24 protein-coding genes are annotated in these 26,741 nt (G+C 65.7%); 15 read left to right on the forward strand and 9 right to left on the reverse strand.

The features are described from left to right. Positions 1–168: 168 nt before the first annotated feature. Entirely contained in the window at positions 169–1,467 is a 1,299-nt protein-coding gene (locus ACOCG7_RS20235) for an FAD-dependent oxidoreductase (RefSeq protein WP_421379700.1), read from the reverse strand. Between the two features lie 292 nt (positions 1,468–1,759). Between ACOCG7_RS20235 and purL the strand changes: the two genes are divergently transcribed. Beyond that, positions 1,760–5,842, forward strand: coding sequence for a phosphoribosylformylglycinamidine synthase (gene purL / locus ACOCG7_RS20240; RefSeq protein WP_347143455.1), 4,083 nt, complete (start codon positions 1,760–1,762; stop codon positions 5,840–5,842). Between the two features lie 374 nt (positions 5,843–6,216). Then, on the forward strand, positions 6,217–6,474 hold the full coding sequence (locus ACOCG7_RS20245) for a helix-turn-helix domain-containing protein (protein ID WP_227470809.1): 258 nt from the start codon (positions 6,217–6,219) through the stop codon (positions 6,472–6,474). Between the two features lie 231 nt (positions 6,475–6,705). Here the strand turns inward: ACOCG7_RS20245 and ACOCG7_RS20250 are convergent, their stop codons facing one another. The 5 genes from ACOCG7_RS20250 to ACOCG7_RS20270 all read right to left on the reverse strand — a co-directional run bounded on the left by ACOCG7_RS20250 (position 6,706) and on the right by ACOCG7_RS20270 (position 10,644). Beyond that, on the reverse strand, positions 6,706–7,485 hold the full coding sequence (locus tag ACOCG7_RS20250) for a peptidylprolyl isomerase (protein WP_421379705.1): 780 nt from the start codon (positions 7,483–7,485) through the stop codon (positions 6,706–6,708). 11 nt (positions 7,486–7,496) lie between these two features. After that, positions 7,497–7,811 carry a BolA family protein gene (locus ACOCG7_RS20255; protein ID WP_073426674.1) on the reverse strand — a complete coding sequence of 105 codons (315 nt, stop codon included), beginning with the start codon at positions 7,809–7,811 and terminating at the stop codon, positions 7,497–7,499. A 1-nt stretch (position 7,812) separates the two neighbouring features. Next, a complete protein-coding gene (locus tag ACOCG7_RS20260; protein WP_421379709.1) occupies positions 7,813–8,343 on the reverse strand; it encodes a septation protein A in 531 nt (176 codons plus the stop codon). Between the two features lie 272 nt (positions 8,344–8,615). Then, positions 8,616–9,038 carry a peptide-methionine (R)-S-oxide reductase MsrB gene (msrB, locus tag ACOCG7_RS20265; RefSeq protein ID WP_421379712.1) on the reverse strand — a complete coding sequence of 141 codons (423 nt, stop codon included), beginning with the start codon at positions 9,036–9,038 and terminating at the stop codon, positions 8,616–8,618. A 49-nt stretch (positions 9,039–9,087) separates the two neighbouring features. Then, a complete protein-coding gene (locus ACOCG7_RS20270; RefSeq protein WP_421379715.1) occupies positions 9,088–10,644 on the reverse strand; it encodes a protein adenylyltransferase SelO in 1,557 nt (518 codons plus the stop codon). Between the two features lie 189 nt (positions 10,645–10,833). Between ACOCG7_RS20270 and ACOCG7_RS20275 the strand changes: the two genes are divergently transcribed. From ACOCG7_RS20275 to ACOCG7_RS20285, 3 genes are all read left to right on the forward strand, one after another. Further along, positions 10,834–12,513 (forward strand): 3-(methylthio)propionyl-CoA ligase, encoded by a 1,680-nt coding sequence (locus ACOCG7_RS20275; RefSeq protein ID WP_310119526.1) that lies wholly within the window; start codon positions 10,834–10,836, stop codon positions 12,511–12,513. A 160-nt stretch (positions 12,514–12,673) separates the two neighbouring features. Next, positions 12,674–14,758, forward strand: a complete 2,085-nt coding sequence (locus tag ACOCG7_RS20280) for a 3-hydroxyacyl-CoA dehydrogenase NAD-binding domain-containing protein (RefSeq protein ID WP_347143457.1) — start codon at positions 12,674–12,676, stop codon at positions 14,756–14,758. Positions 14,759–14,890: 132 nt separating this feature from the next. Continuing rightward, positions 14,891–16,069 (forward strand): acetyl-CoA C-acyltransferase, encoded by a 1,179-nt coding sequence (locus ACOCG7_RS20285; protein WP_310317868.1) that lies wholly within the window; start codon positions 14,891–14,893, stop codon positions 16,067–16,069. A 75-nt stretch (positions 16,070–16,144) separates the two neighbouring features. On the opposite strand, the gene ACOCG7_RS20290 is transcribed toward ACOCG7_RS20285, so the two are convergent. Further along, positions 16,145–16,645 (reverse strand): LEA type 2 family protein, encoded by a 501-nt coding sequence (locus tag ACOCG7_RS20290; protein ID WP_347143458.1) that lies wholly within the window; start codon positions 16,643–16,645, stop codon positions 16,145–16,147. Positions 16,646–16,878: 233 nt separating this feature from the next. Between ACOCG7_RS20290 and ACOCG7_RS20295 the strand changes: the two genes are divergently transcribed. The 6 genes from ACOCG7_RS20295 to ACOCG7_RS20320 all read left to right on the forward strand — a co-directional run bounded on the left by ACOCG7_RS20295 (position 16,879) and on the right by ACOCG7_RS20320 (position 21,163). After that, entirely contained in the window at positions 16,879–17,013 is a 135-nt protein-coding gene (locus ACOCG7_RS20295) for a hypothetical protein (RefSeq protein ID WP_347143483.1), read from the forward strand. A gap of 147 nt (positions 17,014–17,160) precedes the next feature. After that, the gene (locus tag ACOCG7_RS20300) at positions 17,161–17,463 is read left to right on the forward strand and encodes a Dabb family protein (protein WP_073426665.1); all 303 of its coding nucleotides are present in this window, start codon (positions 17,161–17,163) and stop codon (positions 17,461–17,463) included. An 8-nt stretch (positions 17,464–17,471) separates the two neighbouring features. Next, entirely contained in the window at positions 17,472–17,957 is a 486-nt protein-coding gene (locus ACOCG7_RS20305) for a PaaI family thioesterase (RefSeq protein ID WP_114162413.1), read from the forward strand. A gap of 205 nt (positions 17,958–18,162) precedes the next feature. After that, the gene (locus ACOCG7_RS20310) at positions 18,163–19,161 is read left to right on the forward strand and encodes an NADP-dependent oxidoreductase (RefSeq protein ID WP_310317875.1); all 999 of its coding nucleotides are present in this window, start codon (positions 18,163–18,165) and stop codon (positions 19,159–19,161) included. Positions 19,162–19,235: 74 nt separating this feature from the next. Then, a complete protein-coding gene (locus ACOCG7_RS20315) occupies positions 19,236–20,141 on the forward strand; it encodes an SDR family oxidoreductase (RefSeq protein WP_347143481.1) in 906 nt (301 codons plus the stop codon). 62 nt (positions 20,142–20,203) lie between these two features. After that, a complete protein-coding gene (locus ACOCG7_RS20320; protein ID WP_114162414.1) occupies positions 20,204–21,163 on the forward strand; it encodes an alpha/beta hydrolase in 960 nt (319 codons plus the stop codon). Positions 21,164–21,175: 12 nt separating this feature from the next. On the opposite strand, the gene ACOCG7_RS20325 is transcribed toward ACOCG7_RS20320, so the two are convergent. Further along, a complete protein-coding gene (locus tag ACOCG7_RS20325; protein WP_073426661.1) occupies positions 21,176–22,036 on the reverse strand; it encodes an NRDE family protein in 861 nt (286 codons plus the stop codon). An 88-nt stretch (positions 22,037–22,124) separates the two neighbouring features. Beyond that, positions 22,125–23,225: a folate-binding protein gene (locus tag ACOCG7_RS20330; RefSeq protein WP_347143459.1), complete on the reverse strand. Its 1,101-nt coding sequence runs from the start codon at positions 23,223–23,225 to the stop codon at positions 22,125–22,127. A gap of 78 nt (positions 23,226–23,303) precedes the next feature. Between ACOCG7_RS20330 and mltG the strand changes: the two genes are divergently transcribed. The 4 genes from mltG (at position 23,304) to ACOCG7_RS20350 (ending at position 26,705) form a co-directional block, all read left to right on the forward strand. After that, positions 23,304–24,314: an endolytic transglycosylase MltG gene (gene mltG, locus ACOCG7_RS20335; protein ID WP_347143460.1), complete on the forward strand. Its 1,011-nt coding sequence runs from the start codon at positions 23,304–23,306 to the stop codon at positions 24,312–24,314. Next, positions 24,314–24,934, forward strand: coding sequence for a dTMP kinase (tmk, locus tag ACOCG7_RS20340; protein WP_073426659.1), 621 nt, complete (start codon positions 24,314–24,316; stop codon positions 24,932–24,934). The genes mltG and tmk overlap by 1 nt, the downstream gene beginning before the upstream one ends. A 94-nt stretch (positions 24,935–25,028) precedes the next feature. Further along, a complete protein-coding gene (locus ACOCG7_RS20345; RefSeq protein WP_347143461.1) occupies positions 25,029–26,063 on the forward strand; it encodes a DNA polymerase III subunit delta' in 1,035 nt (344 codons plus the stop codon). A 120-nt stretch (positions 26,064–26,183) separates the two neighbouring features. Continuing rightward, on the forward strand, positions 26,184–26,705 hold the full coding sequence (locus ACOCG7_RS20350; RefSeq protein ID WP_347143462.1) for an N-acetyltransferase family protein: 522 nt from the start codon (positions 26,184–26,186) through the stop codon (positions 26,703–26,705). Positions 26,706–26,741 lie beyond the last annotated feature (36 nt).

A 26,741-nucleotide genomic window follows, 5' to 3' on the forward strand; every position in this document is an offset into this window, starting at 1 on the left:
TGCACGCTCCCGATGCCCGGTGTCCGATGCCCGATGCCCGGTGTCCGATGCCCGATGCCCGGTGTCCGATGCCCGGTGTCCGATGCGCGACGCCCGATGCCCGCCGCCTCACCGCACCCAGGCGCCCCTCTTTCCGCCGCGCGTGAACACAGCGGCGCCCACCGTCTCCTACTTGAACCGATCCGCGCGCAGCGCGGCGAGGGTGTCGACGGGCAGATCCGGCGTCCCGCCCGTGATCAGGTCGGCGATCAGCTTGCCCGACCCGCACGCGAGGCCCCAGCCGGCGGGGCCGTGGCCGGCGTTCACATAGAGCCGCGGATGCAGCGCGTTGCCGATCACCGGCAAGCCGTCCGGCGACAGCAGCTTGACGCCTTCCCACGGCAAGGCCGCCGAGATGCGGGCGGCGCCCGGAATCCAGTCGTGGGTCGCCTGGCCGAGCAGCGCCAGCGCTTCCTTCGTCACCGCTTCGCCGAGCGGCTTGTCGAGCAGGGCGGGGCTCTGCAAGACCGCGCCGCCCGCGATCCGCAGGCGGTGATTCATGCGGCTGATCACGATCCGCTTGACCGCGTCCACGATCGTCACGTGCGGCGCGCATTCCTCATGCGCGATCGGCGCGACCAGCGTGTGCAGGCGCAGCGGATAGAGCGGCAGCCGCAGCCCCAGGCGTTCGAGCAGCGGCAAGCTGCCATGCCCGGCGGCGACGACGACCGCATCGGCGTTGATCACGTCGACTTCGCGTGAACGCGACGCCACCCCGGGACCCGGCGCCAGTTCCACGCCGGCGCGCTGGCCTTCCAGACGGATCGCCGAGACTTCGCAGCCCAGCATGAATTGCACGCCGCCCTGGGTGTCGAGGACCTGCTTGACGAGCTTCGTGAAAAGCGGGCAGTTCGCCGTGCGCTCATGCTCGAACAGCACGCCGCCGGCGAATTCCGGCTCGGTTCGCACGGAATGCTCGAAGGTCGCGCATTCGGCGGGCGTGAGTTCGTGGTACGGCATTTCGTGCAGGCGCAGCAGACCGAGCGCAGGCCGCAATTGCTCCCACTCCTGCGCCGAACGCACCAGATGAAGCAGGCCGCTCGCCTGCTCGAACTCGAGCCCGAAGCGCGCTTCCATGTCGGCCAGCGTCTCACGCGACATCTCGATCAGCGGGCGCAGCAATCCGTATTGATGGCCGTACGGGTTCGGATCCTGGAGCCTCGCGAGCTGCTTGACGAACTGGCGCGCCGGTCCGTTGAAGCCGGCCTTGTTGACCACGCCGTTCCTGGCGTTCTGACGGCTCGCCATGAAGGTCGGGCCGAACCATACGTCGAGCGGAGTGGGCAGCACGATGCCGCTGTGCCCATAGGTGGCGCCCTGCGCGACGGTGGCGTGGCGCTCCACGACGCAGACCCGATGACCGGCCGCGCGCAGTTGGTAAGCGGTGGCGACGCCTGCTATCCCGCCGCCAATGACGATGACATCCATGTTCTGATTCGAGTTGCCGGCGGGACGCCAAACTGCGCGTGCCGCTCGAGCGTGGCATGCGGCGCGCGGCCCGGCATGACTCACGCCGCTCGCGCCGATCTGATGAAAGGGCGAATGATAGCAGCCAAACGCGCCGACCGGCCACGCCGCCGGCCGCGCCGCCATGCCGTCAGGCCCGCTGGAAGCGCGTTCCCGGGGTATAATCCCGGACTTCCTTTCCGCCTCACGTCGCCTGCACGCGCGACTCATCGGCATCACTCATCGGCATCATTAGCGACGCAACGTCAAGTCCATGGCCCACTTCTCGTGTTTCCCCGGCGCTTCGGCCCTTTCCGATTTCCGTCAAACCCGCCTGCTCGAAACGCTCACGCGCATCGACGCCAACATTACCGGCGTGCGCGGGCAATATCTGCACTTCGTCAACGCGCAAACGCCGCTGTCCGCCGAAGACCACGCGAAGATCGAGGCGCTGATGCACTACGGCGATCCGTTCGAGGAAGGCAAGGAGCGCGGCACGGTCGAAACCTTTCTCGTGGTGCCGCGCTTCGGCACGGTGTCGCCGTGGGCCAGCAAGGCAACGGACATCGCGCATCTGTGCGGTCTCACGCAGGTGCGCCGCATCGAGCGCGGCGTCGAGTACACGGTCACGCTGAAAAGCGGCCTGCTGGGCAAGAAAACGCTCTCCGACGAAGCCCGCGCGGCAGTCGCCGCGGCGCTGCACGACCGCATGACCGAAAGCGTGTCGCCTTCGCGCGACCACGCGCTGCATCTGTTCGACGAACTGCCGGCCAAGCCGTTGCAAACCGTCGACGTGCTGGGCCACGGCCGCGGCGCGCTGGAAGCGGCGAACACGGAACTGGGCCTCGCGCTCGCCGACGACGAAATCGATTACCTGGTGGACGCGTTCACGAGGCTCGGCCGCAACCCGACCGACGTCGAACTGATGATGTTCGCGCAGGCCAACAGCGAGCACTGCCGCCACAAGATTTTCAACGCGGAATGGACGATCGACGGCGAGAAGCAGGACATCTCGCTGTTCAACATGATCCGCAACACCGAGAAGCTCAATCCGCAAGGCACGATCGTCGCGTATTCGGACAACTCGGCGATCATGGCGGGCGGCATGGCCGAACGCTGGTTCCCGCGCACGCCGGCTGAGCTGGGCGAGCACGAGTTGCCGGAGCACTATCGCCGCAACGTCGAACTCACGCACACGCTGATGAAGGTGGAAACGCACAACCACCCGACCGCGATCTCGCCGTTCCCCGGCGCCGCGACGGGCGCGGGCGGCGAAATCCGCGACGAAGGCGCGACCGGCCGCGGCGCGCGTCCGAAGGCGGGCCTCGCGGGCTTTACCGTGTCGAACCTCGAATTGCCGGACGGCGTCGAGGCGTGGGAAAACGCGCGTGACGTCGCCCAGCCGCTCGCGCACCGCAATCCGCACGACAGGTACGAAGCGTATGGCCGTCCCGACCGCATCGCCTCGCCGCTGCAAATCATGATCGACGGGCCGCTCGGCGGCGCCGCGTTCAACAACGAATTCGGCCGGCCGAATCTGGGCGGTTATTTCCGCGCTTACGAACAGAACGTGGCGGGTCTCGTGCGCGGTTATCACAAGCCGATCATGATCGCGGGCGGCATCGGCAATATCTCCGATCAGCACACGCACAAGCACGATCTGCCGGAAGGCTCGTTGCTGATCCAGATCGGCGGGCCGGGCATGCGCATCGGCATGGGCGGCGGCGCGGCCAGTTCGATGGCGACCGGCACCAACACCGCGGAACTCGACTTCGACTCGGTCCAGCGCGGCAATCCGGAGATTGAGCGGCGCGCGCAGGAAGTCATCAATGCGTGCTGGCAGCTCGGCGAGAAGAACCCCATTCTGAGCATTCACGACGTGGGCGCGGGCGGTTTGTCGAACGCGTTTCCGGAAGTCGTGGACGGCGCGGGCAAGGGCGCGGTGTTCAATCTGCGCAATATCCAGTTGGAAGAGAGCGGCTTGTCGCCGCGCGAAATCTGGTCGAACGAAGCCCAGGAGCGCTATGTGCTGGCGATCGCGCCGGCCGATCTGCCGGCCTTCGAGGCGATGTGCGAGCGCGAGCGCTGCCCGTTCGCGGTGGTCGGCACGGCCACGGCCGAGCGTCAGTTGAAGGTGATCGACTCCGAACTCAAGGACGACGCCGCGCATCAGCCGGTCGACATGCCCATGGAAGTGCTGCTCGGCAAGGCGCCGCGCATGCATCGCGACGTCAGGCGCGTCGAGCGGAAACTCGAACCGGTGGACGTGACGGGCATCGCGTTGCCGGAGGTCGCGACGAGCGTGTTGCGTCACCCCACGGTGGCGAGCAAGTCGTTTCTCATCACGATCGGCGACCGCTCGGTGGGCGGCACGACCGCGCGCGATCAGATGGTCGGCCCGTGGCAAGTCCCGGTCGCCGACGTCGCGATCACCACGATGGACTACGCGGGCTTCCGCGGCGAAGCGATGACCATGGCCGAGCGCACGCCGCTCGCCGTGATCGACGCGCCGGCCTCGGGCCGCATGGCGGTGGGCGAGGCGGTGACCAACATCGCGGCGGCGCCGATCGCGTCGCTCGACAAGCTCAAGCTGTCGGCGAACTGGATGGCCGCGTGCGGCGCGCCGGGCGAAGACGCCGCGTTGTACGAGACGGTCAAGGCAATCGGCATGGAACTGTGCCCGGCCTTGGGCATCAGCATTCCGGTGGGCAAGGATTCGCTCTCCATGCGCACCAAGTGGGAAGACCGGGGCGTGGCGAAGGAAGTGGTCGCGCCGGTCTCGCTGATCATCTCGGCGTTCGCGCCGGTCGAGGACGTGCGTCGCCACCTCACGCCGCAACTGCGCCGCGCGAGCGATGCTGGCGATTCCGTGCTGATCGCGATCGATCTCGGCCGCGGCAAGCATCGTCTGGGCGGCAGTATCCTCGCGCAAGTCACGCAGCAGGTTGGCGACACGGTGCCGGACGTCGACGATCCCGAGGACCTGAAGCGCTTTTTCAACGCGATCCAATCGCTCAACAGCGACGGCAAGCTGCTCGCGTATCACGACCGCTCGGACGGCGGCCTGTGGGCGACGGTCTGCGAAATGGCGTTCGCGGGGCATGTCGGCGTGTCGCTGAACGTGGACATGCTGGTGCTCGATCCGCACCACGAATCCGATTACGGCGACGCCAAAGACTGGGCGAAGCAGACGAGCGGCCGCCGTGAAGACCGCACGATCCGCGCGCTCTTCAACGAGGAACTGGGCGCCGTCATTCAGGTGCGCGCGGCCGACCGCGACGCGGTGCTGGTCGCGTTGCGCGAACACGGGCTGTCGGCCTGCTCGCACGTGATCGGCAAGATCAACGAGCGCGACACGATCGAAATCTATCGCGACGCGAAGAAGATTTACGAAGCGCCGCGCACCGAACTGCATCGCACGTGGAGTGAAGTGAGCTGGCGTATTGCGCGTCTGCGCGACAACCCGGCTTGCGCCGATGCCGAATACGACGCGCTTCTGGATGCCGCCGATCCGGGCATTACGCCGGTTCTCACGTTCGATCCGGCTGAAGACGTCGCCGCGCCGTTCCTTGGCAAGGGCGCGCGTCCGCGCGTCGCGATCCTGCGCGAGCAGGGCGTGAACTCGCACCTGGAGACGGCGTATGCATTCGACCGCGCCAGCTTCGACGCGCACGACGTGCACATGAGCGATCTGCTATCGGGCCGCGCGAACCTGGCGGATTTCGCCGGTGCGGTGGCATGCGGCGGCTTCTCATACGGCGACACGCTCGGCGCCGGCGAGGGCTGGGCGAAAGCGATCCGCTTTAACTCGCAACTGGCCGACATGTTCGCCGCATTCTTCGGCCGCGAGGACACCTTCGCGCTGGGCATCTGCAACGGCTGCCAGATGATGAGCAGTCTCGCGTCGATGATTCCGGGCGCCGAAACCTGGCCGAAGTTCACGCGCAACAAGTCGGAGAAATTCGAAGCGCGCTTCTCGCTGGTCGAGGTCGAGGCTTCGCCGTCGATCTTCTTCGCCGGCATGGAAGGCTCGCGCATTCCGGTGGCGATCGCGCATGGCGAAGGCTATGCGGACTTCTCGCAGCAAGGCGATGTGTCGAAGGTGGCGGTGGCGATGCGTTATGTCGATCACCGCGGTCAGGCGACCGAGCAGTATCCGTTCAACCCGAATGGTTCGCCGAACGGCATCACGTCGGTCACCACGCCGGATGGCCGCTTCACGGTGCTGATGCCGCACACCGAGCGCGTGCATCGCGCGGTGCAGATGAGCTGGCATCCCGAAGGCTGGGGCGAGGGCGGCACGGACGCGAGTCCGTGGATGCGCGTATTCCAGAACGCGCGCCGCTGGCTGGGTTAATCATGTAGCGAAGGCCGTCGCCGCTGTGCGCGCGACGGCCTTGCCGGCAGCGCGCACCAGACGGCGTTGATGCCGCGGCGCAGATTGGGGCCGCGCGGGCTTGATCTGTGGTGTTTCTTGCCGCTAATGAGCAAAATTGCCGCCGGTCCGATCCGTACCTGCTCGGGTACATAACGCGACGCACGCACCCTCGCAGGTTCTCTTCGTATCCGTTCGGGTACGAAACGGCTCGATGAATCACCCAATATCTCATTTCGTACCCGATCGGATACGAAGCTGAGCCGACGCGCATTCCCCGTGGCATAATGTTACCGAGCGGGTACGAACATACACAGGAGAGCGGAGTGCGCGCATCCGACGTTTTGATCGGCAGCATGTCGGCGTTAGGCGATCTCGTGCGCGCTTCGCGGCTTGCGCAAGGGCTCACGCGCGATGACGTCGCCAATGCCACCGGCCTGTCCCCCAAGTTCATCACGCATATCGAGGCGGGCAAGCCGACAGCCCAGATAGGCAAGGTGCTGCATCTTCTCGGCGAATTGGGCATCACTCTCCACGCGGAGGTCTCCGTGGACATTCCCCCTGTGTTAGCCACCAAGGCGCTCCATCGCCGACGGACTTCTCATGGCAGCTAGAACGCTCGCGGCATTCGCGAATGGCCAGCGCGTGGGTGTCGTCAGCGACGAAGGCGGAATCTGGTCATTCGCCTACGACAAGGACTGGCTGGGCGACCGAACATGAAAAAGCCCCGATCAGTCACTGACTAACCGGGGCCTGGGCACAATCGAGGAGCGCTGCCGAACGGAAGAACCAACAGCCTTATTCCAGGCTAACGCTGCTCAGTTCTTCACCGTCACCCGACGCGCTTACTGAATCTTCGCGTTCTTACGCAAACCTTCTTCAAACGCCTGCAGCTTTTCCTGCTGGATCTGCTGCACGATCTGCGGACGCACCTGTTCGAGCGGCGGCGGCGTGATGTCGCGCGTGTCGTCGACACGAATGATGTGCCAGCCGAATTGCGTATGCACCGGCGTGTCGGTCGTCTGGCCTTTCTGCAGATGCGTGGCCGCGTCTGCGAATTCAGGCACGTAAGCCTTCGGATCCGACCAGTCGAGGTCGCCGCCGTTCTTGCCCGATCCCGGATCTTTCGAGAATTGTTTTGCGAGGTCTTCGAAGCTCGCGCCGCCCTTGATCTTCGCAATCAGATCCTTCGCCTGCTGCTCGTTCTCCACGAGGATGTGGTGCAGGTGATATTCCTTGCCGCCCGCGTCCTTGATCAGCGTGTTGTAACGCGCGGTGACTTCGGCGTCCGTCGGCGTGTTCTTCTTCACGAAGTCTTCGATCAGCGAGCGCAGCACAACGGTTTGTTGCGCGACGGCGATTTGCGCCTTGATGTCCGGCCGATTCGGCAGGCCGCGGCGCAGCGCTTCCTGCATCAGGATTTCGCGGTTCACCAGCTCTTCGCGCACGGCCATTTGCAGTTGCGGCGTGTCTTGCTGGCCTTGATGAACCAGTTGAGCGATCAGCGCGTCGGCGCGTGCTTTGGGAATCGGTGTGCCGTTCACCACGGCGATGTTCTGTGCGAATGCAGGTGCGGCCGCACATGCGGCCAGCAATACCCAAAGGCGGGTTTTCTTCAAGGTCATCGGAAGTTTTCCTAGCGGGACAACAAAGCGAATTCTTCGGGCGTATAAGCCGTGATTGCAAGGGCATGAATGCCGCGCTGCATGGCATCGGCCAGCGCATCATACACCATGCGATGCCGCGCCACGCGGGCCTTGCCGGCGAATGCGGCAGCCACGATCGTGACGCTGAAATGACCGCCGGCGGAGGCGCCGGCGTGGCCCGCATGCTGCGCGCTGTCGTCGGTAATCTGGATCGAGGCGACCGGCGCGAGCGCGGCGCTGAGGCGTGCTTCGATCAGCGCGGCGCGCTCGGCGGTGGTGGCGTGCATGAAAACATCGCTGGTCATATCACTCTTCCTTCATGTATTTCGCGAGCCACAAACTCTGCCCGACGATGAACACGACGAGGCAGCCAGTCGCGCCGAACAGCTTGAAATTGACCCATTGGTCGGTGGTGTAGTTGTACGCGACGAACAGGTTCACCAGGCCCAGCAGCATGAAAAAGATGGCCCAGACGATGTTCAGCTTGCCCCAGATCGCGTGCGGCAAGCTGATCTGCTTGCCCATCATCGCTTCGATCAGGTTCTTGTTGAACGCGAGTTGCGACACGATCAGCACGACGGAAAACGCCCAGTACAACACGGTCGGCTTCCATTTGATGAAGGTGTCGTTGTGCAGCACGAGCGTCGCGCCGCCGAATACCGTGACGACGCCGAGACTCACCCACAGCATCGGATCGACCTTGCGGTGACGGAAGGCCACCCACGCGATCTGCACCAGCGTGGCGGCGATCGCCACTGCCGTCGCCGTGAAAATGCCCCATACCTTGAAGGCGACGAAGAACAGGATGATCGGGAACAGGTCGAACAGGAATTTCATGTCTGGCCGGGAATTCGGAGAGTGGGTCGGAGAACGAGGGACGCGGTGCGAAGCGCCCGATGGCAAGTGAGGCAGCGGCCCGCGATAGCCACCCGCCACAGCGGCCGGCGGACGGCGTTCATTGCCGTTCATCGTGGGATGGCCGCGCCGGGTCGACCCGATCGACCGGGTCGCGAGACGCGACGCACGCACGAAGCACACGCGAAGGTCTCGCAACCGGCGCCCGTTCGATCACGGACGCCGTCCGGCCATGCGCCAAACTCCGCGCTGCGTTACTTGGATTCGAATTGTAGCGCAGCCGAATTGATGCAGTAGCGCAGACCGGTGGGCGCGGGCCCGTCTTCGAACACGTGGCCCAGATGCGCGCCGCAGTTCTTGCATTGCACTTCGATACGCAGCATGCCGTGCGAGCGGTCGGTTTTCTCGGCGATCACTTCGCCGTCGATCGGCTTGAAGTAGCTGGGCCAGCCGCAGCCGGCGTCGAACTTGGTGTCGGATTCGAACAGCGGCGTGCCGCAACAGACGCAGTCGTAGATGCCGCGCTCCCAGTGGTCGTGATAGCGGCCCGTGAAGGGGCGCTCGGTGGCGGCGTGGCGCGTCACCTGATATTCGATGTCGGAGAGTTGCTTGCGCCACTCGGCGTCGTCTTTCTGCACGGCCGGGGCGTCGGTCTTGAGGTCGTCGGGATTGTTCATGATCGGGTTCCTGTCTCGGGCTTGTTTTGGGTGCGGCTCGCTTCGCGCATCATGACGAGCAACTGACTTCCAGCGAACTCGCCCAGTCGGGCGGCAAACCCGCATACGCTTCATGCTCGGGCTGTTCGTCGAACGGCCGGCGCAGTACCGCTGCAAGGCGCTCCACTTCGGAAAAGTCCTTCTCTTTCGCGCGGCGGATCGCCGTTTCCGCCAGGTGATTGCGAAGTACGAATTTGGGGTTCACACGGTTCATTGCAATGGCGCGCGCCGCGTCGTCGCGTGTTTCCTCGGACAGCCGCGCGCGGTAGTCGTTCGCCCAGACATCGAAGGCCGCGCGGTCGAGGAACAGATCGCGCGCCGGGGCGTCGCCGCTCGCGTCGTGCTTCGACAGGCGCGCCAGATTGCGGAACGTCAGCGTGAAATCCGCGCGGTTCGCGTGCATGAGTTCGAACAGGCGATTGATCAACGTGTCGTCTCCCTCGCGCTCCACTTCGAGGCCGAGCTTGGCGCGCATACGGTGCTCCAGCGCCGGCGCGAAACGTTCCTTGAAACCGGCGAGCACACGCTGCGCGTCTTCGATCGCCTTGTCGCCGCGCACGCTTTCCTCATGCTGGGCGCCCAGCAGCGGCAACAGGCCCTGGGCGAGACAGAACAGATTCCAGTACGCGATCTGCGGCTGCATCCGGTACGCGTAACGGCCTTGCGAATCCGAGTGATTGCAGATGTAGCCGGCATCGAAGCCGTCCATGAAACCGAACGGACCGTAGTCGATCGTGAGGCCGAGGATCGACATGTTGTCGGTATTCATCACGCCGTGGCAGAAGCCCACGGCCTGCCATTCGACCATCAGGTCGGCGCTCGACAGCACCGCTTCATTGAGCAGCGCGAGATACGGATCGTCGGCTTCGCGGCAAAGCGGATAGAAGCGCTCGATCACGTGATCGGCGAGCGCGCGCAGCGCGTCGGTGCGGTCGTTCGAATAGAAATGCTCGAAGTGGCCGAAGCGCACGAAACTCGGCGACACCCGCGTGAGCACCGCCGCGGTTTCGACTTCCTCGCGCCGCACCGGCTGATCGGAGCCGATCACGCACAGCGCGCGCGCGGTCGGAATGCCGAGGTGATGCATCGCTTCCGAGCACAGAAATTCGCGGATCGACGAACGCAGCACCGCGCGGCCGTCGCCCATGCGCGAATACGGCGTGCGGCCCGCGCCCTTGAGTTGCAGCTCGAAGCGTTGGCCGTCGTGTTCGACTTCGCCCAGACCGAGCGCGCGGCCGTCGCCGAGTTGGCCGGCCCACACGCCGAACTGATGACCCGAATACACCGACGCATACGGCAACGCTTCGGCGGGCCACTCGCGCGTGGCGTTGCCGGAGAACAGTTCCGCGAAGCCGGGGTCGTTCTGGAGCCCCGGTTCCAAACCGAGCAGCGCGGCGGTTTCCTCGGAGAATCCGACCACGTAGGGCGCGCTGAGCGGCGCGGCGGGCAGGCGCGTCAGAAACGTGCTGCCGAGCCGCGCGAAGGCGTTTTCAGCGGTGCTGGTGAGCGCGTCGGAAAGGGCCGACAACGGCCCGGATAACCCTGCAATGCTTGGGGAAAACGACATGTTGAGCGCCTCTGGATTAACCGATATTGTAAGTCCGCGCCCGCGGGGCTGCTGGCTGGCGTGCTATCGGGCCGCTATCGGCCGCATGGCTCTTTAACCTGCATGGCGGATTTCGCCAACGGCGCTTGCCGCATGCGCTCCCCGAGCTGCCATCCCATTGAAGCAAACAAGGCGAGGAGACTTCTCTATATGACGACGCCGCTGCCTGGCCAGATGATGGACGTGCCGCTCACCGTATCCTCGTTGCTCGCGCATGCCGCGCGGCATTTCGGCGGCACGGAAATCGTGTCGCGGCGCATCGAGGGCGACCTGCATCGCTACACCTACCGCGATTGCGAAAAGCGCGCGAAGCAACTGGCGCAGGCGTTGATCGCACTCGGCGTCGAGCCCGGCGAACGAGTCGCGACACTCGCCTGGAACGGCTACCGGCATCTGGAAGCGTATTACGGCACGACCGGCTTCGGCGCCGTGTGCCACACGATCAACCCGCGGCTCTTTCCCGATCAGATCGCCTACATCGTCAATCACGCCGACGACGCCTACGTGCTGTTCGACACCACCTTCGCGCCGCTCGTCGACACGCTCGCGCCGCAGTGTCCGAAAGTGCGCGGCTGGATCGCGCTCGCCGACGAAGCGCATCTGCCGGTCATGCAAACGCCCGCGCTCAGCTATGAAACGCTGGTCACCGCGCAGGACGGCAACTTCGAATGGCCGCTTCTCGACGAGCGTCAGGCGTCGTACCTTTGCTATACGTCCGGCACCACCGGCAATCCGAAGGGCGCGCTGTATTCGCATCGCTCGACGGTGCTGCATGCGTTCGGCGCGTCCTTGCCCGATGCGATGAGCCTGTCCGCGCGCGACGCCGTGCTGCCGGTCGTGCCGATGTTCCATGTGAACGCATGGGGCATTCCGCACGCCGCGCCCTTGACCGGCGCGAAGCTCGTGTTTCCCGGCAAGGATCTCGACGGCAAGTCGCTGTATGAATTGATGGAAAGCGAGCGCGTCACCTATTCGGCCGGCGTGCCGACCGTGTGGCTCGGCTTGCTGAACTACATGCGCGAGGCGGGCGTGCGGTTTTCGTCGCTCAATCGCACGGTGATCGGCGGCTCCGCGTGCCCGCCGGCCATGCTGCGCACGTTCGAGGACGACTACGGCGTGCAGGTGATCCATGCATGGGGCATGACCGAAATGTCGCCGCTCGGCACCTTGTCGAAACTGACGTGGGAGCAGAGCCAGCGGCCGCTCGCCGAGCAGCGCAAATTGCTCGAAAAGCAGGGGCACGTGCTTTACGGCGTCGATATGAAGATCGTCGGCGAAGACGGGCAGGAACTGCCGTGGGACGGCGTCGCGTTCGGCGATCTGTACGTGCGCGGGCCGTGGGTGATCGACCGGTATTTCCGCCGCGACGACTCGCCGCTGGTGGACGGCTGGTTTCCGACCGGCGACGTCGCCACCATCGACCGCGATAGCTTCCTGAACATCACGGACCGCTCGAAGGACGTCATCAAGTCCGGCGGCGAGTGGATCAGTTCGATCGATGTCGAGAACGTCGCGATCGCGCATCCGGCGGTGGCGGAGGCGGCCTGCATTGCCTGCGCGCATCCGAAGTGGACTGAGCGGCCGTTGCTCGTGGTGGTCAAGCGGCCGGGCTTCGACGTGACACGCGAGGAACTGATCGCGTTCTACGAGGGCAAGGTCGCGAAGTGGTGGATACCGGACGACGTCGTGTTCGTCGACGAACTGCCGCATACGGCCACCGGCAAATTGCAGAAGCTGAAGCTGCGCGACCTCTTCCGCGACCACGTGCTGCCGTCCGCGCTGGCGGACGAGAAGGATTGTCCGCTCGCCAGGGAAACCCCTTCCAATTGAACGGGCGTGCTTTTCTGTGTACTCTGCGTGCTGACGCCGGGAGACTTGCACACTGGGTTTGACCGCTGGTTCGACAATGAGCGTCGAGCAACGGCTCAGTGAACCGGACGGGCGGCGCCCCATGCGTCGCTCATCGAATGGATCGCATGGAGGCAGGCAGATGGCAGTGGACTACACAACCCGTGACGGCGTGGCCGTCATCACGCTGAACAATCCGCCGGTGAACGGCCTCGGTCTTTCGACGCGAGCCGGCATTGTCGAGGGAATCGAGCGCGCGCAGAACGATCCGGCCATCACGGCGATCGTGCTGACGGGCGCGGGCAAGGCCTTTTCGGGCGGCGCCGACATCACCGAATTCAATACGCCGAAAGCGACCCGGGAGCCGACGCTCGCCACGGTCATCAAGGCCGTCGAGGGCAGCGCGAAGCCGGTGGTCGCGGCGATTCACAGCGTCGCGATGGGCGGCGGCCTGGAACTGGCGCTCGGCGCGCATTACCGCATCGCCGCGCGCGGCGCGCAGATCGCGCTGCCCGAGGTGAAACTCGGCATCCTGCCGGGCGCGGGCGGCACGCAGCGTCTGCCGCGCGCCATCGGCCTGGAGGCCGCGCTCAACATGATCGTCTCCGGCGCAACGGTGATGTCGGAGACACTGGCCGGCTCGGGCCTGTTCGACGAACTCGTTGAAGGCGATCTGGCCGAGGCGGCGTGCGCGTTTGCCCGCAAGGTCGGCGCGAAGGAAGGTCCGCATCCGAAGGTGCGCGAACGCGAGATCACCCATCCGAACGCAGCCGGTTTCATCCAGTTCGCGCGCAATAGCGTCGCGGCGGTGGCCAAGCCCTTCCCGGCGCCGCACAAGTGCATCGACGCGATCGAGGCCGGCGTGCTGAACGGCTTCGACAAGGGCCTCGCGTTCGAGCGTGAATGCTTTGTCGCACTCGTGCAGACGCCGGAAAGCCGCGCGTTGCGGCATGCGTTCTTCGGCGAACGCGCGGCGAGCAAGATTCCCGATGTGCCAGCGGATACGCCGGTGCGTGACATCGAACAGGTGGCCGTGATCGGCGCCGGCACGATGGGCGGCGGCATCGCGATGAACTTCGTCAACGCGGGCTTTCCGGTCACGCTGCTGGAAACGCGGCAGGAAGCGCTCGACCGCGGACTCGCGACGATCCGCAAGAACTACGAAGCCAGCGTCAGCAAGGGCAAGCTCGAACCGGAGGCGCTCGAGGCGCGCATGGCGTTGATCACGCCCACGCTGTCCTACGACGACCTGAAACACGCCGACCTGATTGTCGAAGCCGTGTTCGAGGAACTCGACGTGAAGGAACAGGTGTTCAGTCGGCTCGATGAAGTCGCCAAGGCCGGCGCGATCCTCGCGTCGAATACGTCCACGCTGGACCTCGACAAGATCGCGGCCTTTACGAAGCGTCCGCAAGACGTGGTCGGCATGCACTTCTTCAGCCCGGCCAGCGTGATGAAGCTGCTCGAAGTCGTGCGCGGCAGGCAGACGGCGAAGGACGTGCTCGCCACCGTCATGAAGCTCGCCAAAAAAATCAAAAAGACCGCGGTGGTCTCGGGCGTGTGCGACGGCTTCATCGGCAACCGGATGATCGAGCAGTACATCCGCCAGGCGCTCTTCATGCTCGAGGAAGGCGCGCTGCCCGCACAGGTGGACAAGGCCATCGAGAAGTTCGGCTTCGCGATGGGCCCGTTCCGCATGAGCGACCTGGCCGGCAACGACATCGGCTGGGCGATCCGCAAGCGCCGCTATCAGGAACATCCCGGCATGCATTACTCGCGAATCGCCGATCGTCTGTGCGAGACCGGGCGCTTCGGGCAGAAGACCGGCGGCGGCTGGTACGACTACAAGGCGGGCGAGCGCACCGCGTATCCGTCGAAGGTGGTCGACGAGATGATCGTCGCGTATTCGAAGGAAACCGGCGTCGCGCGCCGCAAGATCGGCGACGAGGAAATCGTCGAGCGCCTCGTGCTCGCGCTCGTGAACGAAGGCGCGAAGATTCTCGATGAAGGCATTGCGTCGAAGGCGTCGGATATCGACATGGTCTATCTGACCGGCTACGGCTTTCCGATCTATCGCGGCGGCCCGATGCTCCATGCGGATACGCTCGGCCTCTACAACGTCGAGCGCGCGATTCGCCGCTATGCGGCGCAGCCGAACGGCGATGCCTGGCAACTGGCACCGGGCATTGCCAGGCTCGCGGCCGAGGGCCGTGGGTTTAATGGCTGAAAAGCGTGGCTGAAAGACGCGGCTGAAACGCGGCCGAACAAGCCGCTTGAGCGAATGAATGAGGTGGGGCGTTTCAGCGTTTCAGCGATGCGCGAGCGCGCCACCCTCGACACCAGAAAGCAGGAGACTTGTATGACTGACGCCGTAATCGTATCGACCGCCCGCACGGGTCTCGCCAAATCATGGCGCGGCGGTTTCAACATGACGCACGGCGCGACGCTCGGCGGCCACGTCACGCGGGCCGCCGTCGAGCGCGCGAAGCTGGACCCGGCGCGCGTCGAGGACGTGATCATGGGCTGCGCGAACCCCGAGGGCGCGACGGGCATGAACATCGCGCGGCAGATCGCCTTGCGCGCGGGCTTGCCGGTCAGCGTGCCGGGCATGACGGTGAACCGTTTCTGCTCGTCCGGTTTGCAAACGATCGCGCTGGCCGCGCAACGCGTGATCGCCGGTGAAGGCGAGGTGTTCGTGGCGGGCGGCGTGGAGTCGATCTCCTGCGTGCAGAACGAGATGAACCAGCACATGCTCACCGACGGCTGGCTCAGCGAGAACAAGCCGGAAATCTACTGGTCGATGTTGCAGACCGCCGAGAACGTCGCGAAGCGCTATTCGATTTCGAAGGAGCGCCAGGACGAGTACGGCGTGCGCTCGCAACAGCGCGCCGCGGCCGCGCTCGAAGCCGGCCGGTTCAACGAGGAGATCGTGCCGTTGACGGTGCTCGCCGGCGTCGCGGACAAGGCAACGGGCCGTCTTTACACGAAGGAAGTGACCGTCAGCGGCGACGAAGGCATTCGTGCCGACACCACGCTCGAAGGCGTCTCGAAGATTCGCACCGCGCTGCCGGGCGGCGTGATCACCGCGGGCAATGCGAGCCAGTTCTCGGATGGCGCGTCGGCTTGCGTCGTGATGAACGCGAAGGTCGCGGAACGCGAGGGCTTGCAGCCGCTCGGCATTTTCCGCGGCTTCGCGGTGGCCGGTTGCGAGCCGGACGAGATGGGCATCGGCCCGGTGTTCGCGGTGCCGAAGCTGCTCCGGCAAGCGGGCTTGAAGGTCGAGGATATCGATCTGTGGGAACTGAACGAAGCGTTCGCGGTGCAAGTGCTGTATTGCGCCGACAAGCTCGGCATTCCGCATGAGCGTCTGAACGTGAACGGCGGCGCGATCGCGGTCGGGCATCCGTATGGCGTGTCGGGCGCGCGGCTGACCGGTCATGCGCTGATCGAAGGCAAGCGGCGCGGTGCGAAGCTCGTTGTCGTGACGATGTGTATCGGCGGCGGGCAGGGCGCGGCGGGTTTGTTCGAAGTGGTTTGATGCGGCGCGCGTGGCGGCAGGCGGACGCCGCGTTGTCGTTGTCCGGCATTCGCCGCTTGCGCGGCTTGCCGGCAATCAGGGCAACGCCATTCCCGTAGTCGGCAGACTCAGCGTTCCTCGATCGACGAAGCGCGTCGTGCCCGTCAAGCCGCCCGCCAGCTTGCCGCGCAGAACGTACGGAAACTGCCCCGACTGCGCGGCCCCGGCGAACGCGAAGGCCTGGCGAACCGCGGCGAAAGCGGGCACCGTGAGCGGCACGTCGACGACGGTTTCGCCGAAGCGCGGCACGGTGCCGATCTGATCGCTGACGCCGCTCGCGAACGGCTTGCCGTTCAGTTCGAGATCGAGCGACACGCCGTTGAAGCTCACCGCGGATTCGTTCGGATTCTGCACCCGCAGCTTGACGTTGAAGCGCATCTCGAAGCCTTGGCCGTCGAGCGGCTCGATGCCGGCGACGTTCACGCGCAACGGGTCGCCGAACAGGCTCGCGCAACCGTTGAGCGTCAGCGTGATGAAAACCGCGAGCATGGCCAGCAGAACAGGACGGCCGCGCAGCAGCGCGCGAAAGAAGGACATGACCGGCACCTCGAAGCAAGCGGGTTAGGCATGCATTGTACCGGGCGGTATTGCTCGCCACGAGGCGTTTCAGGCCGCGCGCCGCAGCCTTGTTTCGACGAGGCTCGCCAGATGCCGCACGGCTTGACGCATCGAACCGTGACGTGGGTTTTCAGCGTGCCAAGGCTCACGAAGAACGCGTCGGTACGCGCATGCGTTGCGCTGATCGACACGACGCCGCGCGGCGGCGTGACATGGCGTTCTCCAACGCCGGACGCTTCGATCATTTCATTCGACTGAGTTCACCGAGCACGTACCTCGATCTGGCCGACGAAGCACTGCGCAGAATAGGGCGCCTCGCGGCGCGGATGGCGACGCATGCGCCGTGATCCGGGCTATATACCCACACGCGACAATGGTGCTCGCGCGTCGGCAACGCCATCGCGGTTATCATTTCTCACTGCCGCGCGCCTGTCGGCGCATGCAAAATTCAAACACTTCGCAGCCCAACGCAGCGAATCGAACAAGGTGATGCCGTGATCCGTCATATCGTGATGTGGAAGCTCAAAGAACACGCAGAGGGCGCCTCGCGCGCTGAAAACGCACTGAAGCTGAAGGAAAAGCTGGAAAGCTGCCGCGACATCGTCCCTGGCATTCTGAAGCTGGAGGTCGGCATCGCGGCGCCGGGCCTCGAATCGAGCTACGACATCGTGCTGGTTTCCGATTTCGCCGACAAAACCGCGCTCGACGCCTATCAGGTCCACCCCACGCACGAAGCGATCAAGGGCTTCGTCGGCGCGGTGCGCGAAGCGCGTCAAGCTGTCGATTACGAAATCTGAACGCGGCGATGTCCGATTCGCCCTCATCCAAAGCGAGCAGCGCGTCCTTGCCCGAGAGCCCGTTCGTCGACCGGCTCGGGGTGCGGTTGTTGTCGGCGGCCGACGGCGTCAGCGAACTCGCGCTGCCGTTGCAGCCGGATCATATGAATACGTGGGACGTCGCGCACGGCGGCGTCACGATGACGCTGGCCGACGTCGCGCTCGCCATGGCCGCGCGCAGCCTGGCCGGCGACGGCGTCGGCGTGGTCACGGTCGAGATGAAGGTCAACTTCATGCAGCCGGGCCGCGGTGAACTGCGTGCCACCGGCCGCGTGCTGCACCGCTCGACCACGATGGCCTATTGCGAAGGCGAGATCCGCGACAGCGAAGGCCACTTCGTCGCCAAGGCGCTCGGCACCTTCAAATACATGCGGCGCCTCGCCGTGGGCCGCGACGTGACGCGGCAGCGTCTGCGCAGCGACCCGTCGGCGAAACCCGGTCCAAGCGACGGCTGACCGGCGGATGCCGGGCGTGCGCGTGCCGGCATCGAGCCCCGCGCTTGCTCGCCGCCGCGCTTGTCCGTCGCGGTCCGTCGCCGGGTCCGTCGCGGGTCCGCCGCAAGTCCGCCGCGGTCCGTCGTCTAGCGTTCCGGGTCCGCGCTTCGGCGGACGCCGTTCGAATCATTCGCCGATCACATCGGCAACTTAGGAGACGATCGTCATGCCACAGATCAACCGTCAATTCGTACTGGCTTCGCGTCCGCAAGGCGCCGTCACGCCCGATAACTTCAAGCTCGTCGAAACGCCGCTCGCTCCGCTCGCCGATGGCGAGATTCGCGTGCGCAATCATTTCCTGTCGCTCGATCCGTACATGCGCGGCCGCATGAACGACAGCAAGTCGTACGCGCCGCCGCAGCCGTTGAACGAAGTGATGATCGGCGGCACGGTGGGCGAGGTGGTGGAATCGAAGAATCCGAAGTTCGCGGTCGGCGACAAGGTCGTCGCGATGTTCGGCTGGCAGGAATACGGCACCTCGAACGGCGAAGGCGTGCAAAAGGTCGACGACACGCATGTGCCGCTGTCCGCGTATCTCGGCCCGGTCGGCATGCCGGGCGTCACCGCGTGGTACGGCCTGAACCGCATCCTCGCGCCGCAAGCGGGGCAGACGGTGGTGGTCAGCGCGGCGAGCGGGGCGGTCGGCAGCGTGGTCGGCCAACTGGCGAAGCTGGCCGGCGCGCGCGCGGTCGGCATCGCGGGCGGCGCGGACAAATGCCGCTATGTGGTCGAGACGCTCGGCTTCGATGCGTGCGTCGACTACAAGGCCGGCAATCTGTATCAGGACCTGAAGGCCGCGACGCCCGGCGGCGTGGATGGCTGCTTCGAGAACGTCGGCGGCGAAGTGCTCGACGCGACGATCGCGCGCATGAACCCGTCCGGCCGCATCGCGCTGTGCGGTTATATCGCGGGCTACGACGGCCAGCCGGTACCGCTCAGGCATCCGTCGCTGATCCTCACGCAGCGGCTGCTGGTGCAAGGCTTCATCGTCACCGAGCATCTGGATGTGTGGCCCGAGGCGCTCAAGCAACTCGGCACGCTGGTCGCGCAGAAGAAGCTGCAATACCGCGAGACCATCGCGCAAGGGCTCGACGCCGCGCCCGAGGCGTTCATCGGTCTGCTGAAGGGCAAGAACTTCGGCAAGCAGTTGGTCAAGCTGATCTGATCGCGGCTCATGGCTCACCGCTCACCGCTTACGCTGCGGATGCAAGCACCGCCGATCACACCAGGAGTCTCATGATGTTCGAATTCGCAGGCAAGGTGGCGGTGATCACCGGCGCGGCAAGCGGTTTCGGCCGCGCGTTCGCGCAGAAGGGCGCGGCGCTCGGCATGAAGCTGGTGCTCGCCGACGTGAACCCCGAAGCACTTCGGCAAACCGTCGATGCACTGCATGCCGCCGGCGCGCAGGCGCTCGGCGTGCCGACCGACGTCTCCAGCGCGGCACAGGTCGAAGCGCTTGCGCAAGCTGCGCTCGACGCCTTCGGCAAGGTCCATCTGCTGTTCAATAACGCCGGGGTCGGCTCCGGCGGTTTTGTGTGGGAAAGCTCGGCGAACGACTGGGCCTGGGTGTTCGGCGTCAACGTGATGGGTGTCGCGCACGGCGTGCGGGTCTTCACGCCGATCATGCTCGCGCAGAACGAGCCCGCGCATATCGTCAACACGGCGTCCGTCGCGGGCTTGCTGTCGCCGCCCGCGATGGGCGCCTACAACGCGTCGAAGCACGCTGTCGTGTCGTTGACGGAGACGCTCTATCACGATCTGCAACTGGTGCAAGGGGCGCAAGGGGTGCAAGGGGTGCAGGCGTCGAACGGTCTGGTCGGCTGTTCGCTGCTGTGCCCGGCCTTCGTGCCGACCGGCATCGCCGATGCCGAACGCGCGCGGCCCGCGGATCTGCGCAACGACAGCCGCCCGACGCGCTCGCAGATCGCCGCCGGCAAGCAACTGCATCGCGCGGTGCAGGCGGGCAAACTGAGCGCGGCCGACGTCGCCGACATCACGTTCGACGCGATCGCCGCGCGGCGTTTCTACATCGTCACGCACCCCGGCATCATGGCGACGGTGAAGCTGCGTCACGAGGACATCGAGCAATTACGCGCTCCCACCGATCCGATGTCGTTGAAGCCGGAAGTGAAGAGCGCGGGCTAGGCGTTCATGGCATCATCGGCGCTCTTTTCAACCCTCGGCGTTCACGCGCCAGTTAACGCACCATGCCGTTGAATCCAACGATCGAGCGGGTGCTCGACATGATCGTGCGCGCGAAGCGCCCGCAACTGCACGAACTGACCGCGCAACAGGCGCGCGCCTCGTATGAGAAAAGCGCGTCGATTCTGGACATCGCGAGCGCGCCGATGTTCTCCGTGGAAGACCTGCACGTGCCGACGCGCGACGGCGCCGCGATTCGCGCGCGTCTCTATCACGCGGACGAGCCGAGCTGGGCCGAGCCCGCGCCGGCGCTGGTGTATTACCACGGCGGCGGCTTCACGATCGGCAGCGTCGATACGCACGACGCGCTGTGCCGGATGTTCGCGCGCGACGGCCGGTGCGCGGTGCTGTCGGTGGATTACCGGCTCGCGCCGGAGCACAAGTTTCCGACCGCCGTCGAGGACGCTTTCGACGCCTTGACGTGGCTGCACGCGCATGCCGCGGAACATGGCGTGGATGCGAAGCGCCTCGCGGTGGGCGGCGATAGCGCGGGCGGCACGCTCGCGACGGTCTGCGCGGTGCTCGCGCGCGACGCCGGCATCGCGCTCGCGCTGCAATTGCTGATCTACCCCGGCGTGACCGGCTATCAGCAAACCGATTCGCACTCGCGGCTCGCCAGCGGCTTTCTGCTGTCGGGCGAGACGATTCAATGGTTCTTCAACCAGTACGTGCGCGACACGAGCGATCGCGACGACTGGCGTTTCGCGCCGCTCGACGGCACGCGCGGCGCGCCCGCTTTCGGCGGCCTCGCGCCGGCCTGGATCGCGACCGCCGAATACGATCCGCTCAGCGATGAAGGCGATGAGTACGCGGAAAAATTGCTGGCGGCGGGCAACCGCGTCACGCTGCGGCGCTACGCGGGCATGATCCACGAGTTCTTCAAGATGGGCGGCTTCGTGCCCGAAGTCGCGCACGCGCATGCGGATGCCGCGGCGGCATTGCGCGGGGCGTTCGGGGACGAGTAATCGCTGCCGCGCCTAGACCGTCTCGTCGGCGCGAATCTCGCGTTCCACGTTGAACGCGAAACTGCGCTCGAAGTCGCCGGGGCGCACGATCCGGTGCGAGCCGTTGTCGTCGCTGCGCTCGGCGACGGCGACGCCGATCACGTCGCCATGCGCGACCACGCGCAACGCGGTGGTGCCGCGCGTGCCGTATTCCGGCGTCTCGATGAACGCCGCCGACAACGCCCGTTCACGTTCGAGCGGAATGCCGGTGGACGGCAATTCGTCGTCGCGGGCAAGGCGCGGATCGCGCATCAGATCGATCAGACGTTCGAGCAGCGGCATCGAGTCGCGGGCGAGCAGCGCGCCCAGTTCGGCGCGCTTGTTGACCAGCTTCGGCCACGGCGTATCGAGCACCGCGTTAGAAATGCCGTGCGTGCCGGGCGCAAGCAAGGTGGGCGCGATGTTCGAGCGGTTGCAATACCAGCCGAGTTCGCGGCGCGTCCAGTCGCCGACCAGCAGGTTGAAGCCGTTGTAAATGTCGCCCGTGCGGGCGACGTGGTGCAGATACTCGAGCGGCGTTGCGTGGGTCGAGTTGACGGAGCCAGGCGGCGAGCCGTTGAGCCAATCGCTAACCAGCGTGCCGCGCGTGGGCGCGTCGGCGCGCATTTCATGCGGCGCGCGGTAATTGGTCAGCGCGGCGAAACGGCCGTCGCGCGACATGCCGAGCCACGTGCCGCCGCCCAGCAGATCGCGGCCGGCCAGCACGCCTGGCGCGTCGCGCCACCAGCCGATCGGCTCAGCCGTGCGGCGAAAGAATTCGTCGCGATTCGCGGCGAGCGTGAGGAGCGGGCCGTCGAGCGCGTCGGGCCGCCAGTCGAAAACGATCAGGCACATCGGGGGACGTCTCCCGGTGGGGCGATGGCGTTGAAGAGGCCAGAAAAAAGCGGCGCCTGACCGCGCCGCTCACTCTCGTTCCTCTGCTTTAAACCTCGGTTGGAAATCCATATGGCAGCGCCAGGAACCGGAGCGCGGGGCCCTGGGCCGCGCCCAGATGCACCGAGCCGCTTGCCAGCGCCGCGAGCTTGATCTCGACCAGCAGATCGACTCCGCCGTCCTGCGCCGACGCCGCATTCACGACCATGCCGCACGGCTGGCCCGGATCGTCCGAGTGAAACAGTTCGGCGCCGGCCTGCACCGTTTCCAGTTCGCCGGCCACGTTGGCGAGCGACGTGCGCCGCTTGATCGTGCCGCGATACTGGCTGCGCGCGACCACTTCCTGGCCGGGATAGCAGCCCTTGCGGAAATTCACCGCGCCGAGCACGTCGAAGTTGACCATTTGCGGCACGAACTGCTCGACCACCGGCTGCGTGATGCGCGGTTCGCCCGCGCGAATGTCGAGCCAGTCCCAGACGGCCGGCGACACGCGCTTGAGCTTGTCGTCGAGCGAGGGCAGGTGCGCCTCGACTTGCGCCTTCGGCCCGACCCACAGATAACGCAGGCGGCCGAGCGCGTCCGGCACGCGGATCAGCGAACCGGCGGCGCCGTCCACCTTGACGTGCACGCCGTCGGGCAGCGCGTCGAAGACGCCGGAGAGCGCGCGGCGCACGTCGCCCGCGAGGCCGATCACCGCCAGTTCGCCGCTTGCGTCCACGAGTTTGGCCTTCGCGCGCAGCACGAACATCGACAGCCGTTTCTGCGCCGCGGCCTGCACGTCTTTCGATACCAGCAGGCGGATCGTGTCGCCGCTGCGCCACGTGAGGAACGACGCCAGCAGACGCCCCTTGGCCGAGCAGTAGCCGGCGAGCCGCGCATTGGCGGCATCGAGATGCTGGGTGTCGTTGGTCAACTGGCCGTGCAGGAAGCTCGCCGCGTCGTCGCCGGTGGCGTCGATCACGCCGAACTGCGTGAGCGGCATGTAGGCGCCGTGCTCGACCACGGCCTCGAATTCATCGGACGCCGGGCGCGGCAGCGTGGGAAGTCCGGCAGACGCGGCCGAAGGGGCCGCGGCGGCGGGAGCCGAAGTCGCGCCTGAAGCAGTCGTGCCTGAAGCGCCTGAAGCAGCATTAGCGAGCGGTGTGTTCATGGATTCCCGGAACAGTCAATTCTGACTTTGGCTAAGGCAAACAAGTATTATATGAGGTCCAACCCAGCCATGTTTCGCATGTCCCTCCTGAAGAAATGTCTCGTCGCCGGCTCGATCGTCGTCGTGCTGGCCGGCGCCGCCGTTGCCGGCGGGTATTACTGGGCCAACCGCCCGCTCGAGTTGACCCCCGCGCAGCTCGACGTCACCGTCAAACCGCACAGCAGCCTGCGCAGCGTCACGTTGCAGCTCAATCGCGGCGGCGTGCCGGTCGAGCCCGAGCTGTTCATCGTCATGACGCGGCTGCTCGGGTTGCAAAGCGCGCTGAAATCGGGCAACTACGAGTTCAAGACGGGTGTGACGCCGTATGAGGTGCTGCAGAAAATCGCGCGCGGCGACGTCAACGAATACGTGGCGACCATTATCGAAGGCTGGACCTTCAAGCGCATGCGCGCCGAGCTGGACGCCAATCCGGCGCTCAGGCACGACACGCTCGGCATGAGCGACGCCGCGCTGATGAACGCGATCAACGCGCCGGAAGCGCCGATCGGCAACGGCGAGGGGCTGTTTTTTCCGGACACGTATCTGTTCGACAAGAACACGAGCGACCTCGACGTGTACCGCCGCGCATACCGGCTGATGCGCTTGCGTCTGGACGAGGCGTGGGTCGCGCGCGCGGCGGACCTGCCGTACAAGACGCCGTACGACGCGCTGACCATGGCCTCGATCATCGAAAAGGAAACCGGCAGGAAGTCCGACCGCCCGATGGTGGCGGCCGTGTTCGCGAACCGGCTGCGCGTGGGCATGCCGCTGCAAACCGATCCGACCGTGATTTACGGCATGGGCGAAAACTACGCCGGCCGCATCAGGAAGAAAGACCTGCAGACTGACACTCCCTACAATACCTACACCCGGATGGGTTTGCCGCCTACGCCCATCTCGTTGCCCGGTGTCGCGTCGCTGCAAGCGGCGATGAACCCGGCGCAAACCACCGCGCTGTACTTCGTGTCGCGCGGCGACGGCAGCAGCATCTTTTCTGACACCCTCGGCGATCACAACAAGGCCGTGGACAAATACATTCGAGGGCAATGATGGCGCGGGGCAAATTCATCACATTCGAGGGCATCGACGGGGCCGGCAAGACCACCCATCTCGGCTGGTTCCGCGAGCGCCTCGAAACGAAGGTCGCGAGCACCGGCCGTTCGGTCGTCATGACGCGCGAGCCGGGCGGCACGCCGCTCGGCGAGCAGATCCGCGAGATTGTGCTGCATCAGAAAATGGACCTCGAAACCGAGGCCTTGCTGATGTTCGCGCTGCGCCGCCAGCATCTGGCCGAGGTCATCGAGCCGGCGCTCGCGCGCGGCGACTGGGTGCTGTCGGACCGTTTCACCGACGCGACTTTCGCCTATCAGGGCGGCGGGCGCGGACTGCCGCGCGACAAGCTGGAAACGCTGGAGCGCTGGGTGCAGGGCGGGTTTCAGCCGGACCTGACGGTGCTGTTCGACCTCGCGCCCGAAGTCGCCAGCGAACGGCGCAGCGCGGTACGCGACCCGGACCGCTTCGAGAGCGAGTCGGTGGCGTTTTTCAACCGCACGCGCGCCGAGTATTTGCGCCGCGCGGAAGAAGCGCCGTACCGGTTCGCTATCATCGACTCGTCGCAAAGCATCACGCGAATTCAGAAGCAACTCGAAGAATTGATTGCAAGCCTTTGATTTTTAAAAAATATAAGCCGCCATTATAGCGACCTACGAAGTTCTTGTGACCTCTCGTGAAACGCCGTCAACTGATTGAATTCAAAGAGAAACGATGATTTATCCGTGGCAAGCCGATGACTGGAACCGCCTGCAGCAGTTGCGCGGCCACTGGCCGCATGCGTTGCTGCTTCATGGGCAGGCCGGCATCGGCAAACTGCGTTTTGCGCAGCATCTCGCGCAGGGCTTGCTATGCGAGGCGCAGCAGGCCAACGGCGAGCCGTGCGGCGCGTGCGTCGCCTGCAACTGGTTCGCGCAAGGCAATCATCCCGACTACCGGATCGTCGTGCCCGAGGCGCTGGCCGCTGAAGCCGGCGCCGGCAACGCCGCCGAGGAAAAAGCCGACAAGGCCGACGCCGACGAGGGCAAGAAGACTCGCGCGCCCAGCAAGGAAATCAAGATCGAGCAGGTTCGCGGTCTGCTGGACTTCGTCGGCGTCGGCTCGCATCGCGGCGGCGCGCGCGTGGTCGTGCTGTATCCGGCCGAGGCGCTGAATATCGCGGCGGCCAACGCGCTCCTGAAAACGCTCGAGGAGCCGCCCGCGGGCGTCGTGTTCCTGATGGTGTCGGCGCGCGTCGACCGGCTGCTGCCCACCATCATCAGCCGGTGCCGCCAATGGCCGATGAGCCTGCCGGCGCAGCAAGCGGCAACGCAGTGGCTGGCCGCGCAAGGCGTCGCCGAGGCGCCCGCGCTGCTGGCGGAAGCCGGCGGCGCGCCGCTCACGGCGCTGGCGCTCGCGAGCGACGAGAACCGCGCGCTGCGCGACTGGACCCTGAAGCAATTGGCCGCCGGTTCGGAGTGCGACGCCTTCGCCTGCGGCGAGGCGTTGCAGAAGCTGCCGGTGCCGCTGGTGCTCGGCTGGCTGCAACGCTGGATGTACGATTTGCTGGCGCAGCGCACCGCCGGCGCGCCGCGTTATTTTCCGCAAGCCTCGGCGGCGCTGACGCGCTGCGCATCGCAGGCCGACGCTGGAGCGTTCGCGCGCTTCATGCGCACGGTGACGCGCCAGCGCGCCGTCGAGAACCATCCGTTGAATGCGCGGCTGGTGTTCGAGGAACTGTTCCTCGGTTATCGCGAGTTGTTCGCTTAGGTTGGTCACTTAGGTTGGTTACTTAGGTTGCTCACTTAGCTTGGTCACTGCGGCGCCCTTTGGCCGGCAGCTCGCACGGCGTTTCCACGCTGTTTCCAATTCGATCTCACTCAAAACACCATGAGCCTTGTCTACCGCGATGCGACGCTCGACGATCTGCCCGCGATCGTTGCCATTTACAACTCGACCGTGCCGTCGCGGCAAGTCACCGCCGACCTCGAACCGGTCAGCGTGGCAAGCCGGCATGCGTGGTTCCACGCGCACGGTCCGCAAAAGCGTCCGCTGTGGGTCGTCGACGATCCGCGGCAGCCGGGCCGCGTGATCGGGTGGCTGAGCTTTTCGGACTTTTATGGCCGTCCGGCTTACCAGCGCACGGCCGAGGTCAGCATCTATCTGGACGAGTGCGCGCGCGGCAAGGGCATCGGCAAGCAACTGCTGGCGGCCTCGCTCGCGGTGGCGCCGGCGCTCGGCATCGATACGGTGCTGGGTTTTATCTTCGGCCACAATGAAGCGAGCCTGCGCCTGTTTCGCGGCTTCGGTTTCGACACCTGGGGCTCGCTGCCGCGCGTCGCGGTGCTCGACGGCGTGGAGCGCGATCTGGTGATTCTCGGCAAGCGCCTCGACACCGGGTTTGCCACCTGATTTGCCGCCTGATTTGCCACCTGATTTGCCACCTGA

It is taken from the genome of Paraburkholderia sp. DD10 (genome assembly GCF_049177125.1).
In the GTDB taxonomy this organism is placed as follows: domain Bacteria; phylum Pseudomonadota; class Gammaproteobacteria; order Burkholderiales; family Burkholderiaceae; genus Paraburkholderia; species Paraburkholderia terricola.

Bases quoted from the DNA above. Each gene is read 5' to 3' on its own strand.
- ACOCG7_RS20345 (WP_347143461.1), top strand. From the start codon at position 25,029: ATGATTTATCCGTGGCAAGCCGATGACTGGAACCGCCTGCAGCAGTTG.
- ACOCG7_RS20260 (WP_421379709.1), bottom strand. From the start codon at position 8,343: ATGAAATTCCTGTTCGACCTGTTCCCGATCATCCTGTTCTTCGTCGCC.
- ACOCG7_RS20255 (WP_073426674.1), bottom strand. From the start codon at position 7,811: ATGACCAGCGATGTTTTCATGCACGCCACCACCGCCGAGCGCGCCGCG.
- ACOCG7_RS20350 (WP_347143462.1), top strand. From the start codon at position 26,184: ATGAGCCTTGTCTACCGCGATGCGACGCTCGACGATCTGCCCGCGATC.
- ACOCG7_RS20315 (WP_347143481.1), top strand. From the start codon at position 19,236: ATGTTCGAATTCGCAGGCAAGGTGGCGGTGATCACCGGCGCGGCAAGC.
- ACOCG7_RS20290 (WP_347143458.1), bottom strand. From the start codon at position 16,645: ATGTCCTTCTTTCGCGCGCTGCTGCGCGGCCGTCCTGTTCTGCTGGCC.
- ACOCG7_RS20270 (WP_421379715.1), bottom strand. From the start codon at position 10,644: ATGTCGTTTTCCCCAAGCATTGCAGGGTTATCCGGGCCGTTGTCGGCC.
- ACOCG7_RS20235 (WP_421379700.1), bottom strand. From the start codon at position 1,467: ATGGATGTCATCGTCATTGGCGGCGGGATAGCAGGCGTCGCCACCGCT.
- ACOCG7_RS20320 (WP_114162414.1), top strand. From the start codon at position 20,204: ATGCCGTTGAATCCAACGATCGAGCGGGTGCTCGACATGATCGTGCGC.
- ACOCG7_RS20330 (WP_347143459.1), bottom strand. From the start codon at position 23,225: ATGAACACACCGCTCGCTAATGCTGCTTCAGGCGCTTCAGGCACGACT.
- tmk (WP_073426659.1), top strand. From the start codon at position 24,314: ATGGCGCGGGGCAAATTCATCACATTCGAGGGCATCGACGGGGCCGGC.
- ACOCG7_RS20310 (WP_310317875.1), top strand. From the start codon at position 18,163: ATGCCACAGATCAACCGTCAATTCGTACTGGCTTCGCGTCCGCAAGGC.
- mltG (WP_347143460.1), top strand. From the start codon at position 23,304: ATGTCCCTCCTGAAGAAATGTCTCGTCGCCGGCTCGATCGTCGTCGTG.
- ACOCG7_RS20245 (WP_227470809.1), top strand. From the start codon at position 6,217: ATGTCGGCGTTAGGCGATCTCGTGCGCGCTTCGCGGCTTGCGCAAGGG.
- ACOCG7_RS20305 (WP_114162413.1), top strand. From the start codon at position 17,472: ATGTCCGATTCGCCCTCATCCAAAGCGAGCAGCGCGTCCTTGCCCGAG.
- ACOCG7_RS20285 (WP_310317868.1), top strand. From the start codon at position 14,891: ATGACTGACGCCGTAATCGTATCGACCGCCCGCACGGGTCTCGCCAAA.
- ACOCG7_RS20325 (WP_073426661.1), bottom strand. From the start codon at position 22,036: ATGTGCCTGATCGTTTTCGACTGGCGGCCCGACGCGCTCGACGGCCCG.
- ACOCG7_RS20280 (WP_347143457.1), top strand. From the start codon at position 12,674: ATGGCAGTGGACTACACAACCCGTGACGGCGTGGCCGTCATCACGCTG.
- purL (WP_347143455.1), top strand. From the start codon at position 1,760: ATGGCCCACTTCTCGTGTTTCCCCGGCGCTTCGGCCCTTTCCGATTTC.
- ACOCG7_RS20250 (WP_421379705.1), bottom strand. From the start codon at position 7,485: ATGACCTTGAAGAAAACCCGCCTTTGGGTATTGCTGGCCGCATGTGCG.
- ACOCG7_RS20275 (WP_310119526.1), top strand. From the start codon at position 10,834: ATGACGACGCCGCTGCCTGGCCAGATGATGGACGTGCCGCTCACCGTA.
- ACOCG7_RS20295 (WP_347143483.1), top strand. From the start codon at position 16,879: ATGGCGTTCTCCAACGCCGGACGCTTCGATCATTTCATTCGACTGAGT.
- msrB (WP_421379712.1), bottom strand. From the start codon at position 9,038: ATGAACAATCCCGACGACCTCAAGACCGACGCCCCGGCCGTGCAGAAA.